A 15,961-nucleotide genomic window follows, 5' to 3' on the forward strand; every position below is an offset into this window, starting at 1 on the left:
CGCCCTCCATTCGATTGTCTTGACGGTGTATCGGATGCGCTGGTTGACTCGTGTACATGCCGAATACGGAGTTTCTGATGCGGCGGGTCCTGGGCTCCGACATTCCGCGTCCGGCGCGTCGGCCACTGACCTCCATCGGGGTCAATTTCGCGGCCCTCTCGGTGTTCGCCACCTTTTTCGGCCCCTGGCTGGTGGGCGAACTCGGCGCCTCCGCCGGGCAGGCGTCCGCCGCGTACGTCGTGGCCGGTCTCGCCGGCGTCTGCGGCGGCTACCTGGGGGGCAGGATCACCGACCGGTTCGGGCCGCGCGCCGCCGTGCACCTCGGCGCCGCGGGCCAGGTCACCGGCTGCGCGGTCCTGCTGCTGCCCGGCGTCGGCGTCCGTACCGCCTGCGTCGTACTCGTCGCCGTCACCTTCCTCCAGCCGCTGCGCGGCGTCGCCCAACGGATCGCCCTGGTGGACGCGGCGCCGGACAGCCGCAGCGAGGAACTGTTCGCCGGCTACCGGCTGATCATCAACGTCGGCACGTTCGCCGGGCCGCTGCTCGGCGCCGGACTCGTGGACCACAGTTGGTGGCTGCTGCACCTGGAAGTCACCGCCCTCTACGCCCTCTCGCTCCTCACCGCCCTCCGCGTGCCCTACCGCACCCCGGGCGCCGGCGCACCCGCCCCCGGCGCCCCGGACGCCCCCGGCACCTCCGGGGCCGCCCGGCCGCGCCGGAGCGCGGGCCTGGCCATGCTCGGCGACTGGCGGCTGTACGCCCTGATGCTCGCCACCACCTCCGCCTGGACGGTGGTCTACGCGTACGAGACCGTGCTGCCCATCGCCCTCACCCAGAGCTACGGCATCGCCCCGGCCACCTGGGGCGTGGTGTACTCGCTCGGCCCGGTCCTCGTGGTGCTGTTGCAACTGCGCATCAGCCGCTGGACGGCGGGCGTCGCCCCACGGCTGCGGCTGGCCGCCGGCACCGCCGTGATGGGCGCGGCGTTCCTGGTACTGCCGCTCAGCGCCGCCATCGGCGCGGTCGCCGTCGTGGTGGTCACCTTCCTGATCGGCGACATGGTGTGGGGCCCGGCCAGTGAGGACGCCCCGCTCCGGCTGGCCCCGGACGCGCACCGGGGCGCCTACGTCGGCGTCCTCACCGCCAGCATCTGGCTGGGCAGCGCCCTCGCCCCCGGCCTCGGCCTGCCACTGCGCGAGTCGTACGGCGATACGCGGCTGTGGCAGGCGGTCTTCGCACTCGCACTGCTCTCGGGCGCGGTCTACACCCTGACCGACGTGCTGGCCGCCCGCACTCAGCCGGCCACCGCCGTGGCGGCGGCGGACACCGGCAGCGCGAAGGACGTCAACTCCGCGTAGATCTCCTCGGCCCGCTCGTACTGGCCCCGCCGCTCGGGGGCCACCACGACCTCACCCGGCGCGTCCGGCGGCAGGACCGTCCGGCTGGCCTCCAGCGTCTTGTGCCACTTGGCCTGCGACTCGGCCTCGCCGGCCGACCAACTCCTGATGTGCCCGTCGGGCCAGTGCAACATCGCGGGCTGGAAGGCCAGCCCGACCCGGTCGCAGTAGCCGCGCAGCACGGCCTCCGGATGCGCGCGGAACACGTCGCCCTCCACCACCACGGGCGGCTGCCCCAGCTCCCGCACCACCCGTTGGAACAGCGCGTACAGCGCCGTGTAGCCGAACTCGTCCTCGGTGAAGTCCGGTTTGAGCGGTGTCAGCGAGGGCAACACCCGCCGCGGGTGCCGCAGGATGAACGTGTTGACCGTGCGGTGCAACACCTCGTCGCCCAGGTAGGGGCCGGCCTGGAAGGCCAGGTCCTTGACGAAGCTGACCGGCGCGGCGCCGGACCGCAACTGCGCACCGGCGGCCTGCCGGTCGTACGCCGCGCACTGTGCCCGGTCGCCGTAACGGCGCGAACGCCGCTCGGGCCCGAAGTAGTAGCAGTCGGTGAACGGCTCGTGCACCACCTCGGTGTCCGAGCGACGGGAGAAGGTCTTCTCGAAGGCCGTGGAGACTGAACGGGGCACCGCCCAGACCGCCACGACCTGAGGACAGTCGCCGCCCGCTGTGGACGAACGGCTCGTACCGTGCTCGCTCAACGGGACTCCTCGGGCCGGAGGAACGGAGGGAAGGGCGGGGCGCAGCCGGGCTGCGGGCCTCTCGTGCGGTCCGCCACGGCGGGCCGCTGTGCAGCCGCATCCGCCCGTGGACCAGCCGCATCGGCGCGCTGACCAGGCGCATCGGCCCGTGGGCCAGCCGCATCGGTCCATGGGGCACCCGCATCGGCGCGGGGGGCCGCCGTGGCCGGCCGCGTGTCCGCCGCGCCGCGCTGCGGGACCGCGAACCGGAAGATGTCCTCGTCGGTCTCCGCCCGCCACACCAGTTCGGCCCGCCCACGCTGCACCGCGACCACCGCTGCCCGCGGCCGGTTGAAGCTGGTGGCGCGGGTGGTGCTGTACGCGCCGGCGTCCCGTACGGCGATGAAGTCCCCGCGCCGTACGTCGGCCGGCAGCCGGGCGTCGAGCGAGAAGACGTCGCCCTCGTAACACAGCGGCCCGCCCAGGAAGAACGAGGCGTCCGGGGCCTCGCGCCGCAGCGCCCGGTAGTGGTGGCGTTCGGCCACGCCCGCGGTGGGCAGCAGGTTCAGTCCGCCGTCGAGCAGCACCCAGGTGCCCACCGCGGTGCGCTTGACCGCGGCGACCCGGGTGAGCAGCGTCATTGCGTCGGAGACCACGGCCCGCCCAGGCTCCCAACACACGCGTAGCTGAGAAAGCCCCCGCTCGGCCAGCAACTTTCTTACTCCTGAGGCAAGTTGAGCCGGCTCGAACCGCTCCGGCGCCTCCGGCTCCACCGCGGCGGCCCGGACCTGGCTGAGCCCGGCGAGCGCCCCCTTGATCCGCTGGATGCCGGGGACGCCGAAGCCGCCACCGAGGTTCAGCACCTCCAGCGGCAGCCCCGTACAGCGGGTCGCCACCCAGTCGACGACCGCCGACAGGGCTGCCAACAGCGCCGGCACGCTGGTGATCTGCGAGCCGAGGTGGCAGTGCAGGCCGGTCAGCCGCAGCTCGGGGCGGCGCCGTACGGCCTCCACCAGCCGGTCGGCGTCGCCGGTCGCCAGCGGCCAACCGAACTTCGACGGCGTCTGGCGGTCGGGCAGTGGCGGCGGCCCCGCGTAGACGTCGTGCGGCGGGAAGACCCGCAGCCCCACCGGCAGCGGCCGGCCCCGGCCGGCGGCGGCAGCAGCCAGGGCGTCGATCTCCTCCTCGCCGTCGATGTTGACGAACACCCCGTGCGCCACCGCGGTCCGCAACTCTTCCGGCGTCTTGACCGGTCCGTTGAAGACGATTCGCTCCGGCGCGAACCCGGCGCGCAGGGCGGCCCGCAATTCGTACCCGGACACCACGTCGACCCCGAATCCGCCCGCTCGCACGACCTCGGTCACCGCCGGCAGATGGTTGGTCTTGAGCGAATACAGCGGCGTGTCCGGCGCGAGCGCGCGTGCCAGCCCCGCCACGTTGGCGCGCAGCCGCTCCAGGTCGAGCACGTAGAGCGGGGTGCCGAAACGAGCGCCGATTCCAGCGAGTTCGCCGAGTTCGGCGAGTTCGGCGAGTTCGGCAGGGTCAGTGAGGTCAGTGAGGTCAGTGGGGCCGGCGGGTCGCCGGGGGCTGGCGGCGTGGTCTGGGGCGACCGGGTGGTCTGGGGCGACCGGGTGGGCGGGGTCGGCTGGCCCGGGTGGGGGAGTAGGGGCGGGCGGGGGCGCCGGAACGGGTGGGGCGACGGGGGCGGGCGAGGCGGCAGGGGACACCGGTTTCGGCAGGCCCTGCGGCTCGACCGGCGTATCCGACACGGCCCTCACGCCCCGGTCGGTACGGAGGCACCGCCGTCGCCGGCGAGGGCAAGGCGCTCGAACTCCGCCCCGTACTTCCGCTGCTCCCACGGATTGATCGCGACGATCCACAGGTCACGGTGGCCACCGCGCTCGTCCAGCGCCTCGATGTCGGTCGCGTGGTGCCACATCGCGCCGTCCTCGTACACCAGCGCCTGCTGCGGCATGAGCGTGACCTCGAAGAACGGCTCGCCCCCACCGCTCGGCAGGAGTTGGTTGGTGCCCCCGGTGATGTTGTGCCGGCCGAAGACCGCGAGCATGCCGTACGCGTGGCCGTCGCGGTGCGGCCCCTCGGGTACGGACACGCCTCGGATGCCCGGCGCCGAGATGACCCGACACTGGTGCACGTTGAGCTGCCAACATCGCTCCCGGTCCAGGCCGAGCGCCCGGGCCCCGGCGGCGATCTGCGGCGTCGGGTCGATCCGCAGCGGCTCGAAGGGCCGCTGGACCCCGCCGACGAACCCGTTGACCTGCCGCGGTTGGAGGAACGGCCGGTGCGGCAGCAACTCCAGCCGCCAGTCACCGCCGGCGGAGTCGAAGGCCATCTTGTACTGCGAGAAGCGGCGGAAGCGCTGCCGCCCGCCGGTGAACTCGTCCCGGGGCAACTGCTCGAACTCGGCCAGGACGTCGGGTCCGGGCGCTGGAATGTCGATCACGCGGTACGTGCCGTGCTGGGAGTCGCTCATGACGACGATCCCCTTTCATCGGTTGATCAGCGTTGATCAGTACGGCGGTTCCGTCGGTGGATCAGTGCGGCGCTGCCGGAGACCGCAGGTGGTGCGGTGCGGCGACCGGGCGCGGGCCGGTTGAGGGCGGTGGCGTCAGCCGCGGGCGGCCAGGCCCGGGGCGGGGGCGGGGCGCGGCAGGGCGCCGTGGTCAGGCGCTGGTGGGCCGGACGTCGAGGGCGATCTGGGCCAGGGCGGCATCGGCGGTGCGCCCCGCCTCGGCGGAGGTGGGCGCGGTGGCCAGCACGTACCCGTACAGCTCGTGGTTGCTGGTGGGCGGGGCGATCTCGGCCCCCGGCGAGGCCGTGACCTCGGCCGCCGTGACGCCCGCGATCCGGCGCGCCAGCTCGACCCCGCGCACCGCGCGCACGGTGCCGCGTTCCTGCGCCCGGACGTGCCGGGAGGCCGCGCCGCCGCTGCGGGTGGGGGAGAGGTCGGGCCGCTCGCCGAGGTGCATACGGACGATCTGCTCGCGGTACGCGATGCCGTGCGCGAGCTCCACCAGACCGGCGATCTCGGAGCCGGCGATCCGCGCGTTGATTTCGATCAGTCTCGGTCCATCGGCCGTCATCCGCAGCTCGGTGTGGGCGGCGCCGAAGTCGAAGCCGATGGCCGCGAGCGCATCGAGCGCCGTCCGGGCGAGCACGGAGGTGACCGACTCGGGCAGGGTGGACGGAAAGGTGTCACCCAATTCGGCGAAGTACGGTGCGGGGCTGAGCAGTTTGTCGGTTACTCCGAGCAGTGTGGTGTGCCCTTCATGGGTCACCGTCTCCACGCTCACCTCATAGCCGAGCGCGTACTCCTCGATCAATGCGCCGGCCCGACGACGTTGCCCGCGGGCGTCGTACTGCTGCCCGGCGATGCGCTGGAAATGCTCGCTGACCTCGGATTCGGTAAAGGCGAGGGAGACTCCGGTACTGGCGGATTCGGTCATCGGCTTCACGATGACGGGGAACCCGAACTGACGGGCGGCGGTCAGTGCTTCGGATTCCGTGGTGGCATGTGCGAATCCCGGCGCGGGAATTCCGCTCGACGCGCACACCCGACGGGTTTCCAACTTGTCTCGCGCGATGCGCGCAGCAGCCGGCGAGAGCCCGGGAAGTCCCAGCTCAGCGGCTGCCTCGGCGACCAGCGGCAGGTTGTAGTCGCAGTGCGTGTAGAGCGCCCGAAGCCGCTCGCCGGCGACCAGTCCTTCGACCGCGCGCAGGATGCCGTCCGAGGTGTTGGTATCGCCCACGATCACCTTGGAGACGCAGTGCGAAAAGATCTCGGAATAGTTGCTGATTCCCTGGTAGCGCTCAGGGTCGTTGCTGACGAAGACGACCTCGTAACCCAACTCATGCGCGATCTTGAGAGGGAGGAGGCCAGAGGACGAAAGCTGCGCATCGACCATGGCGAATACGGTTCCGTCATTGACCGGCATATCGGCGAGGCTAGGGGACCCATTCACCACGACGCAAGCACCTCCCCAGCATCGGCCGATTCTTTCGGAAAAACCGCGTACCGTCTTCCCGCGGCCCGCGCGCCAGGTACGGAAATGAGCGCGGGCGCAGGCCCCGGGAGACCTGCCGCGGCGAGCGCGGGGGCGGGGCGGGGCGGTCGGGCGGTCGGCGACGTGGGCCCGGCGGCCCGCGCTGCCGACCGTCGGTCAACCGGTGTGGTGCCCCCCTAGAGCCGGCTACTCGGCGCGGAATTCATCCTGTACTGGCCGAATGGACCTACTTGTCTGCCCATGCGACAACTCGCCACACTCCAGCCACGGTGTATCGGTGCCGTGCTCAGACGGACGACGGAACCCTGTGCCGAAGGCGAGTGACCGGCCCTGACCTGCGGTGCTTCCAGCACCAGGGGAGACCGGCAGGGCGGGTGCCAAAACCCCGTACACCCCCTGCGAAACGGGCTCGGCCCGCCCGCCAGGCACCCCGCAGGGCGTCCACCCCCACAGCCGCCGGCGCCCCGCGCCCTTCGCTGCGAACGGTTTCAGCAGTCACCGCCCAGGAACGGCTGCGAACGACTGAAGCAGAAAGGACCCGCAACCGCCTCACCGAAGGCGACGCCCCGGCCCGCATTGCTGCCCGCGCCACGACCTATGTCGCCGCCGACACGTGGAAAACCCTGGTAACACACCACCGCACGCGGGGCTGCGCGGATATCGCCCGGTTGGCCCGCAGCATTCTCAACGGCAAAGACCAACTGCACGCCGCCGTGGGTCGATTCGCAGCCGGATTCTTCGCCTCCCTGGGGCGCCCCCGCATCGAACGGGTCTTCGCCCGGGAATTGGCCAGCCGCATTCCCCTCCCCTTCGACGCGCAACTCACCGCAGCCGCACGGGGCCTACAGATAGCCGGCATCTACACCTGCCTCGTCAACGGCCACCCGCTCGCCGACTGCGCCTGCCTCCGCGACGTACTGACCACCGAAGGCAAGGAACGCCTCCACCAACTCGTCCGCGGAGCGACGGGGGACTGGCAGAACCTTCCGTACGGAGTGGGCGGCGGCGTGGCGATGTAGACGAGCGGGCGGCGAAGACTGCCCACCCGCCGCGGCCCGGGCCCCCACCCCGCACAATGGACCCACCCCCGAGGCACACGACCCACGCGCGTCACCACACCCATGCAGGAGCGCACGACGGAACGGACGGCACGGCCATGCCCAAGGACCTGGACAAGGTGGACAGGGAGATCGTCAGGCTGGTCTCCGCGCAGGGGCGGATCAGCCACGAGGAGATCGCACGGCGCGTACACGTCTCGCGCCCGGCCGTGCACGAGCGCGTCAAGCGGCTCGAACGGGACGGCGTGATCCGCGGCTACCGGGCGGTGGTGGACTGGACCGCCGTCGACCTCGGAGTATGCGCCTTCGTATCGGTGCAGGCCGACCATGCCGAACTCGGCAAGGTCCTGGACAGGATGTTCGAGACGGCCACGCCGGAGGCGATGGTCGAGGAGTGCCACCGGGTGACCGGCCAGTGGTGCGCGCTGCTGAAGGTACGGGCCGCCACCACGGCGGCACTCCAGCAGTTGCTGGACGACATCATGGCGATCGACGGCGTCCGCCAGGTGATCACGACGATCGTCCTCACCTCGACCGAGGCGACACAGCGGACCTGACCCGCTGCCCCGCGCCCTGACCAGCCGCCCACCAAGGCTGCCCCACGCCGCCCCACCCCACCCACCCACCACCGACGAACCGTCGCCCCCACCGGCCACAACACCGCCCCCGAGCCTCGGCCGCCGACGAACTGTCACCAACTCCCGGTACGGGCTGAAGACATGCCCACCGGTCTCCTACGTTCTCCGACGACGCAACGCGATGCGCTGCAACGCGATGCGCTGCAACGCCGCGAGGCGATGCGATGCAACGCAAGGCAACGCAAGGCAAGGCAAGGCAAGCCCGGGCAAGACAAGGCAACGCGACCCGACGTGCGCGACAGGAGACCGTGATGCTCCCCTATCCCACCGAACCCGCCGGACGCTTCGAACACCCCGTGATCGACAGCGTGACGCTGCGCGGCAACCCGCTCGGCGACCCGCACCGACGACCGCTGCTGGTGTACCTGCCGCCCGGCTACGACGAGGACCGCGGCCGGCGCTACCCGGTGATCTACGTGACCCCCGGTTACGGCGGGCACGCCGGCACGTGGTTCAACCGCACCCCGTTCCGCAGGCCGCACCCGGAGTTGGTGGACGCGCTGTACGCGAGCGGCGAGGTGCCACCCGCGATCGTGGTCTTCGCCGACGGCTGGACGCGGTACGGCGGCAGCCAGTTCCTCAACTCGCCAGCCACCGGCGACTACCACTCCTACCTCTGCGACGAACTCGTCCCGTGGATCGACGCCCGCTACCGCACCCTCGCCGACCGCGACCACCGCGCACTGGCCGGCAAGAGCACCGGCGGCTACGTCGCGATGATCACCCCGATGCTCCGCCCCGACCTGTTCGGCGCGCTCGCCACGCACGCCGGGGACGCCCTGTTCGACGTCGGCTACCGCAGCGAACTCACCCGCCGCGCCCGCCTGCTGCGCGACCTGTACGACGGCTCGTACGACCGCTTCCTGAAGGAGTTCCACACCCGTGTCCCCGGAACGAAGCAGGGCGACTTCGAACTGATGGAGGTGTACGCGTACGCGTCGGCGTACTCCGCCGACGAGGACGGCACGGTCCGCATCCCCTTCGACGACACCGCCACCCTCCTCCCGGAGGTCTGGAACCGCTGGCTGGCCTGGGACCCAGTCCTCCTGGCCACCCGCCCGGCCCACGCGGAGGCCCTGCGCTCCCTCCGCGCCATCTGGATCGACGCCGGCAACAAGGACGAGTACTACCTGGACTTCGGCGCCACAGCCTTCCACCGAGCCCTGAAGTCCGCAGGCGTCCCGGACGACCGAATCAACTACGAACTCTTCGACGGCACCCACGGCGCGATCGAGTACCGCTATCCGCTGGCGTTGGGGTGGCTTAGTGAGCGGATGGGGGTGTAGGGGGCGCACGGACGCAGCCAAGGCCCGCGCCGTCAGCCGGGGCGGGGCGGGGACGGGCGCCGCACGCAACGGCGTGCTCTGGAGATCATCCCCGCCGGCGCCTGCGGGCCGTCGCGACTGACTTCTGTTGGCAAGAACGCAGCACACCGGCGAGTGAGCACAACGACGAAGGGTCCCGCCGGCAACCAGCGGGACCCTCCGCACTTCGCCTGTCCAGGCGAAGTGCGGAGGATACGAGATTCGAACTCGTGAGGGGGTGCCCCAACGCGCTTTCCAAGTGTTCGTCCGACCGTTCTGGAGCGTACGGAAATGTTCTGACCTGCGGTGCAGCCGGGGGCGGCGGAGCTTCTGAACGGTGCCGTACGGCGATGAATGCAACCAGAATGGAAACGAGCGCGACCTACTTGCTTGGCTCGGCTCGAACCACTGGAGAGCTTGCCCGGTAAAGGCCGCGATGCAGTCAAAGTCCCGATCGCTATCCAGCCGAGTCAGCTTTTGTAGATCTGCTGTGGCAGCGATCAACAAGCCGTCGATGCCTGCACTACGATGCTTCCCCCGCTCGGATAGGGCCCCTGTACCTGCCAAGCGCGGCTGTATGCACGATCGTCGATCGGCACCCAGCCAGAAATCATCCGCATGTCATCTAGCCCTGGGTCTGGTCTTCGGCAGATCGGGCACTGAAGAAGGACTCCAGCTCAGTGATGGGCACGCGGGGGTGAACCCAGATGCGTCAGCTTGGCCCCATACGCACTGCTCCGCATCACCGTGCATGAATCGGGCGAGTGAGCTGGTGTCGACCAGCAACTGGGCCGCGTGCACCGGCGAGAGTTCCCCTTGCTCTCGGAGAAATCGAGGTCGAAGGCTCCCTCGCCGGCTGCTGCGCGCAGGCGGGCAAGGGCCAGTGCGCGACGCCAGTTCTCCAGAACCTCACGGAGAACAGCGCTGACGGCCTCCTTCTTGGTGCTGGTGTTGGCGCCAAGAGCCTGAGCAACGTCGGCAAGTAGGTCGTCGTCCAGATCGATATCGGAGTGGCTCGTCACGAAAGCCTCCCTGTATATCGTCTATAGCGTTCGATATATTCAAGCTGATGCCTCGAGATTCGGTCACATGAGCCGCTTGCGGGTGCGGGCAGCCTCAGCCCGCACCTGGTCGATGAACCTGTTGCGTTCGCAGTCGTACCACTCCTCCCACACGGCTTGATCCCACTCGTCATCCGGATAGTCCGGGGATTCGGCGTACTCCTCGAAGAGCAGCCAGCAGGCTCGTATTCCGGCCAGCAGGTCTTCCAGGAGGTCGGGAGCAGGGCGTTGGGGGTCGAGTGGTGTAAGTCGGATTCGCCAGAGTTCCTCTGCCAGCACGTCGTCCGTGCTGGCATGCCGTTCGACGAGATCCTTCACTTGGTCGATCTGATCCAGCAGGCCGTACCGGTCGGGGATCAGCCCTTCGGCCACGGCCAACGCATCCCGAACGAGAGTGACTACGACCTCGTGAGGGGACGAACCCTCGTCGATGAGTTCGAGCACGCGGGTAGGCGTCTCGTGCGGGAGGGCTTCGATGTTGTCGGCTTCCACCACGATGTCCGTCGGATGGAATCCGGACACCTCCGCCGTGACGTCGGCAGCGGCCTGAAGCCAGTGGGCGGCGGCGACGGCGGCGGCCGTCGGATCCACATCGGTCTGCAACGATGTCGAGCCGAACGGGTCGGCGTGTAGAAGAGAGTCGGCGGCGGCCACTTGTACCGGTGAGACGTCCTCACGGGTGAGCAGTATCGCTTGGCGTGCTCGACCGTCCACGTTGCCGAGTTCAGCCTGCTTCACCGAGGCGAGTTCGGCCTCTGCCTCGGCGAGGACCGACGCGGTGAGCCGGTCGTCGGCGATGGAGTGGAGCGTGCGTCCGATGCGGTGGCCTGACTCGACGATCGGGCTGTAGCTTACGAGCAGGTGGCCGTCCTGCGGCAGATTCGGGTGTGTTAGGCCCTTGAGTGCTTCGGGGAAGGAGGAACGCTCCTGTCTACGGCGCCAGCCTTCGCTGTTGACTTGCTGGGCGGAACTGGCACTGGCGGGGCGGATGTAGGTACGCCAGGCCGCCTGGGAGAGGTGTTCGAGGCCTCGCGCCAGATCGAGGATCTCGTCTCCCGTAATGGTCTCGGGTGCGGTGGCGACGACGACGGACGTTCTGCCCCTGGCAGTTGCCCAAGTCGCCACCAGGGCACGTGATTCGACGGCATAGGAATAGTGCGTCACTGCGGAACTCCTGTCGTTAACGTAGACCGGCCAGGTTTTTCAGAACAGTCCTGCATAGGTGTTGTGCATCGGTGCAGTGCCTTTCCGAACGGTGTATGTTCCGCTTCCCGGAGGCGTCTCATCCGATTGGGCTTTGAGGACCTCGACGTTCACAGCGGCTGGCCAGAGCGTGCCGTATTCCGACCAGCGAACGCCGTCCAACACAACGCCGAGTAGGTCGGCGGCGCGTAGATCCGAAGCCGTGAAGTCGTCCAGGAACACACCGATCGACTCCTCGTCAAGGACGGGCAGGTCTCGGCCGAGGACCGCGCTGACTGCGCCCCGGACTTCCTCGGCGCAGAGCCGGAGGAGGCGCCGGCCGCGGGCGCAGTTGCGGGTAGCTGTTCTCGACAGGGCTTCGGCCAGTTCCCTGACCTCAGCGAGGTCGGTGGAATGGGGGTCGCGTTGGAGAAGAACCTCCGCTGCCGCTCGGGCGGTGTCCATATCGCCGGTGAGGCCGACGGCAAGGCTGCGCGCCAGATCGCGCACCGCGACGGAAGCGTCGGAGTGGGCGAGGTCACCGGCGATCTCGATCGCATATTCGTGGGTGGACTGGAGCTTGCTGGACACAGCAAACGCGAGGCGTGGTTCCAGGTGTGCCTTCAGCGTGTGTGTGGAGTCCCTGACCTGCGTCAGACTCGAAAGAAAGCGATGTGCCCTCTCGAAGGTCATTGCCGCAGTCGCGACGTCGGGACTGACACGCAGAGTAATACGCATCTCAGGGCTGACCATCCGCAGGCACTGCTCTGCCGCGGTTGCCGCCTTCCTGCCGCGCTTCTTGTTCCTCTCGGGCCTCTGTCGTTGCTGAGAGACGCCGGCACCGATGATGTCGTCCAGACCTGCTTCCACGTCGAGGATCGCACCGAGGTCATCGACAAGATCGTCGTGTCGAGAGTGCAGCAGAATGTCGCGCAGCCCGGCCTCGACATCAAGCGCGCTCCGGAGGGCTGCTGACAGATCGTGTATGTGCCTACCGAGCAGGCGGTCCACGGCGCCGTCGAGCTCCTCGTCATTCGGGCCGACGCGGTCCTTGGCCACTAGTCCTCCCCTCCGCTGACCAAGGCTGCTGCCGTACGGCGTGCTTTCTTGAGGCTGGCTCGGACCGCCTCAGGCGCGATGCGGAGCTCCTCGGCAATCTCGGCGGGGCTGTAACCGCTCAGGGTCCAGGCCAGAACCTGACGCTGGCGTGGTGGGAGTCCTCTGAGGACTCGAAGGATTTCCTGTTGCTCCTCCCACTCCGTGAGAGCTTCAGGACGAGGCAGCAGGGACGAAGGTTCCGGAACGTGGTCGAAGGCTTCCTCACGAATGTCGGCGATGCGTCGTGCGAGCGCCCGCGAGGCCACTGTGTGAAGCCATGCCGATGGCTGCTTGATCTCTTCCCAGCGCCTGTAAGCCGTGGTCATCGCGTCCTGCGCGATGTCGGCAGCTACGGGCAGAGAGGCCCCCTGGTGGATCAGGAAACCAACGAGCTTGTCGATCGTGCTGCGGTAGAAGGCTGAGAACTCCCGGTCCACCGAGCGACGGGCATCCCGGGCTCCCTCTGGTTGTGCCTTGTCAGCCGGCCGGCCAGCGGTAGTTGGGGGGCCAGCCTCCCCAGTCGGGCCATGGCGGCTCATGTGAGGCCGTTCGATTGTTCGACAGGGGTGGCGGACACTCTGAGGCTTAGTCCCTTTCCGTCAATGCGATGCTCCCCAAGGCCGAGGCGGCCGGACCCCTCCAGGAGTTGGGCTATCGCAGTGGCATGCCCATACCGGGCCTGCTCACGTTGCTCGTCCCCCCGCTGACGCATCCAGAGTCTGCACAAGGCACACAGTTCTGTGATGGCGACTGAGACGATCACGACGGCCGCCGTAGGTGCGTCCACAAGCATCTCCCTCTGGGTTAGGCGGACCTCCCGTGGCCCGTCATAAGTAGGAGGCTGAGGGGACTTCGGGCGTGAACCGCGGATCCGTACTTTCTGAGATTCAAGTGGGAAGTGGCGGACTCGGTGTACGGAGAGGCTATGGGGGGCGATCTCGTCGGCCAGGACGGAGGTGTCAGTGCTGGAGCCACCTCTGTCGGCGTCGCGCCAGAAGTGGCTCCAGCGCGGAAAGCGCTCCAGAGCCAATTTTCAGCCGCCGCCGATGCGCCTCACTGGGGAGCAGGCCGCTTCGACCACCGCACTTCGGGTAGCAGCCGTTCTCTCTGTAACAGCGAGGGCGGTAGCGACGCACAGGCTGTGTTTGGCAACAGCAAGTAGAAGTACGTGGATCGTCGGCCAGGGGACGCAGCGGGTGTGGCGCTCTGCGCGTTTGAACTGTCCTGCTGAGGGCGCATCTGTGAGCAGCATACCGAGCAAGACGGAGGGAGTGTTCTGCCTCCCTTCCCACTCTTCGGGCTAGCCGGGCCCGTCCACGTCAGCGGCATGGCGGGTGTGCTCACGGTCGGGAACATGTCCCCACTCGCATGACATAGGCCGCCGCCTCGTGGAACGCGCTCCTCTCGTCTTCCCGAAACAAGCGGCCCAGACGTCAGGGGAGGCCGTGCTCCTCGCGAGTGCGACGTGACCGTCACGCTGGGAGCGGAGTGCCACCGCATAGACCGTCCACCGCGCGCCTGGTCCTGGGGAGCGACCTCATGCGTGCTCCTCGCGACCCCCTCTTGCTCAAAGAAAACCAGCGCAACAACGTCGAAGGCCCCCACCGCAAACAGTGGGGGCCCTTCGACAACGTGCCCGGTGAGGCACTGGCGGAGGATACGAGATTCGAACTCGTGAGGGGTTGCCCCCAACACGCTTTCCAAGCGTGCGCCCTAGGCCACTAGGCGAATCCTCCGCGGCAAACAATACAAGACGGCAAGCAGTGCTCGCGAACCCGGTTCCGGGGGGTGGGGGCGGTCACGGGTGGGGGTGGGGATCCGCTAAGGTGGGGCCAGCCCCTCACGTGGCGCTATCTCACCTAACTCCCCCAGGGCCGGAAGGCAGCAAGGGTAAGTGGGCTCTGGCGGGTGCGTGGGGGGCGCTTGCGTTGGGGCCGGGGGCCGCCGGGGGTCGGTGGGGTGGGGCCGGGCTCGGGGTTGGGTCGGTTGTCAGTGCGGGCCGATATCGTCGTATGCGTGTCGTCCCTCGCGCTTTACCGCCGCTACCGCCCCGAGACCTTCGCCGAGGTCATCGGGCAGGAGCATGTCACCAGCCCCTTGCAGCAGGCGCTGCGGAACAACCGGGTCAACCACGCGTATCTCTTCAGCGGGCCGCGCGGCTGTGGCAAGACGACGAGTGCGCGCATCCTCGCGCGCTGCCTCAATTGTGAGCAGGGTCCCACGCCGACGCCCTGCGGGGAGTGCCAGTCCTGTCGGGACCTGGCGCGCAACGGGCCGGGTTCGATCGACGTCATCGAGATCGACGCCGCCTCGCACGGTGGCGTGGACGACGCGCGTGACCTGCGGGAGAAGGCGTTCTTCGGGCCCGCCTCCAGCCGGTACAAGATCTACATCATCGACGAGGCGCACATGGTCACCTCGGCGGGGTTCAACGCCCTGCTGAAGGTGGTCGAAGAGCCGCCGGAGCATCTGAAGTTCATCTTCGCCACCACCGAGCCGGAGAAGGTCATCGGGACCATCCGCTCGCGTACGCACCACTACCCGTTCCGGCTGGTGCCGCCCGGCACGCTGCGGGAGTACCTGGCGGAGGTGTGCGGCCGGGAGGACATTCCGGTCGCGGACGGGGTGTTGCCGCTGGTCGTACGGGCGGGCGCCGGGTCCGTGCGGGACTCGATGTCCGTCATGGACCAACTGTTGGCGGGAGCCGCCGACGACGGTGTGACGTACGCCATGGCGACGGGTCTGCTCGGCTATACGGACGGGTCGCTGCTGGACGCGGTCGTGGACGCGTTCGCCGCGGATGACGGGGCCGCGGCGTTCGAGGTCGTGGACCGGGTCATCGAAGGCGGGAACGACCCCCGGCGGTTCGTCGCCGACCTGCTGGAGCGGCTGCGGGACCTGGTGATCCTGGCGGCCGTGCCGGACGCGGCGACCAAGGGGCTCATCGACGCCCCCGCGGACGTCGTGGAGCGGATGCAGGCGCAGGCGTCGGTGTTCGGCGCGGCCGAGCTGAGCCGCGCCGCCGACCTGGTCAACGAGGGGCTTACGGAGATGCGCGGGGCCACGTCGCCCCGGTTGCAGTTGGAGCTCATCTGCGCGCGCGTGCTGCTGCCCGCCGCGTTCGACGACGAGCGTTCCGTGCAGGCCCGGCTGGACAAGCTGGAGCGCAGCGCGCTGAGCGGCAGCCTCGTCGGTCCGCCGGCGGGGATGCCGCCCATGGGGTACGTGCCGGGGCCCGAGGGGCACGGCGTGCCGGCGGCCGGGCCGGGCGTGGTGCCGGGGGCCGGGGCGCCGGCACCCGTTCCCGGGGCGCAGCCGGGTGCCGGCGCGCCCGCGGGTGCGGGTGCGGGGCAGCCCGGTGGTGGTGTGGACGCGGGCGGCGGGGCCCCGGGGAGTTGGCCGGCGGGCGGTGGCGGGGCGGCTTCGGCGCCTGCTGCCCCGGCGGCGTACGACGCGCAGGCGGGGGAGGCCGGGCAGGGGCCTGGTGCCGGGCCGGGCGCCGCGCCCGGTGGGCC

12 protein-coding genes, 1 tRNA gene, 1 other RNA gene and 2 pseudogenes are annotated in these 15,961 nt (G+C 69.5%); 6 read left to right on the plus strand and 10 right to left on the minus strand.

The annotated features are described in order from the left end of the window. The first annotated feature begins 56 nt into the window (after positions 1–56). Positions 57–1,358: an MFS transporter gene (locus tag ACMA1D_RS15975; protein ID WP_414724634.1), complete on the plus strand. Its 1,302-nt coding sequence runs from the start codon at positions 57–59 to the stop codon at positions 1,356–1,358. Here the strand turns inward: ACMA1D_RS15975 and ACMA1D_RS15980 are convergent. From ACMA1D_RS15980 to ACMA1D_RS15995, 4 genes are all read right to left on the minus strand, one after another. Further along, positions 1,295–2,101 (minus strand): hypothetical protein, encoded by an 807-nt coding sequence (locus tag ACMA1D_RS15980; protein WP_414724635.1) that lies wholly within the window; start codon positions 2,099–2,101, stop codon positions 1,295–1,297. The two genes, ACMA1D_RS15975 and ACMA1D_RS15980, sit on opposite strands and share 64 nt — an antisense overlap. Further along, the gene (locus ACMA1D_RS15985) at positions 2,098–3,858 is read right to left on the minus strand and encodes a diaminopimelate decarboxylase family protein (protein ID WP_414724636.1); all 1,761 of its coding nucleotides are present in this window, start codon (positions 3,856–3,858) and stop codon (positions 2,098–2,100) included. Before ACMA1D_RS15985 ends, ACMA1D_RS15980 begins: the two co-directional genes overlap by 4 nt. Continuing rightward, positions 3,855–4,574: a 2OG-Fe dioxygenase family protein gene (locus ACMA1D_RS15990; RefSeq protein ID WP_414724637.1), complete on the minus strand. Its 720-nt coding sequence runs from the start codon at positions 4,572–4,574 to the stop codon at positions 3,855–3,857. The genes ACMA1D_RS15985 and ACMA1D_RS15990 overlap by 4 nt, the downstream gene beginning before the upstream one ends. 190 nt (positions 4,575–4,764) lie before the next feature. Further along, complete coding sequence (locus ACMA1D_RS15995) at positions 4,765–6,036, minus strand: ATP-grasp domain-containing protein (RefSeq protein ID WP_414724638.1); 1,272 nt, start codon at positions 6,034–6,036, stop codon at positions 4,765–4,767. 737 nt (positions 6,037–6,773) lie between these two features. On the opposite strand from ACMA1D_RS15995, the gene ACMA1D_RS16000 reads away from it, so the two are divergent. From ACMA1D_RS16000 to ACMA1D_RS16010, 3 genes are all read left to right on the plus strand, one after another. Further along, on the plus strand, positions 6,774–7,124 hold the full coding sequence (locus tag ACMA1D_RS16000) for a hypothetical protein (protein ID WP_414724639.1): 351 nt from the start codon (positions 6,774–6,776) through the stop codon (positions 7,122–7,124). A gap of 137 nt (positions 7,125–7,261) precedes the next feature. Next, positions 7,262–7,720 (plus strand): Lrp/AsnC family transcriptional regulator, encoded by a 459-nt coding sequence (locus ACMA1D_RS16005; RefSeq protein ID WP_414724640.1) that lies wholly within the window; start codon positions 7,262–7,264, stop codon positions 7,718–7,720. 332 nt (positions 7,721–8,052) lie between these two features. Then, a complete protein-coding gene (locus ACMA1D_RS16010) occupies positions 8,053–9,087 on the plus strand; it encodes an alpha/beta hydrolase-fold protein (RefSeq protein ID WP_414724641.1) in 1,035 nt (344 codons plus the stop codon). Positions 9,088–9,501: 414 nt separating this feature from the next. Here the strand turns inward: ACMA1D_RS16010 and ACMA1D_RS16015 are convergent. The 6 genes and pseudogenes from ACMA1D_RS16015 to ACMA1D_RS16040 all read right to left on the minus strand — a co-directional run. Then, positions 9,502–9,906, minus strand: a pseudogene (locus ACMA1D_RS16015) (VapC toxin family PIN domain ribonuclease); the annotation flags it as partial. Beyond that, a pseudogene (locus ACMA1D_RS16020) lies at positions 9,906–10,127 on the minus strand (type II toxin-antitoxin system VapB family antitoxin); the annotation flags it as partial. The pseudogenes ACMA1D_RS16015 and ACMA1D_RS16020, both read right to left, overlap by 1 nt. 63 nt (positions 10,128–10,190) lie before the next feature. Further along, complete coding sequence (locus ACMA1D_RS16025; RefSeq protein ID WP_414724642.1) at positions 10,191–11,330, minus strand: hypothetical protein; 1,140 nt, start codon at positions 11,328–11,330, stop codon at positions 10,191–10,193. 39 nt (positions 11,331–11,369) lie between these two features. Next, entirely contained in the window at positions 11,370–12,407 is a 1,038-nt protein-coding gene (locus ACMA1D_RS16030; protein ID WP_414724643.1) for a hypothetical protein, read from the minus strand. Then, entirely contained in the window at positions 12,407–12,883 is a 477-nt protein-coding gene (locus ACMA1D_RS16035) for a sigma-70 family RNA polymerase sigma factor (protein ID WP_414724644.1), read from the minus strand. Before ACMA1D_RS16035 ends, ACMA1D_RS16030 begins: the two co-directional genes overlap by 1 nt. Before the next feature lie 1,211 nt (positions 12,884–14,094). Next, positions 14,095–14,182, minus strand: a tRNA-Ser gene (locus tag ACMA1D_RS16040). A 95-nt stretch (positions 14,183–14,277) separates the two neighbouring features. Here ACMA1D_RS16040 and ffs point away from each other — a divergent pair. Then, an RNA gene (gene ffs, locus ACMA1D_RS16045) (signal recognition particle sRNA small type) lies at positions 14,278–14,376 on the plus strand. Between the two features lie 86 nt (positions 14,377–14,462). Then, positions 14,463–15,961 (plus strand): DNA polymerase III subunit gamma and tau (locus ACMA1D_RS16050; RefSeq protein WP_414724645.1); only part of this gene is annotated, 1,499 nt, incomplete at its 3' end.

This window comes from Streptomyces sp. 796.1, assembly GCF_047525675.1.
GTDB lineage: Bacteria > Actinomycetota > Actinomycetes > Streptomycetales > Streptomycetaceae > Streptomyces.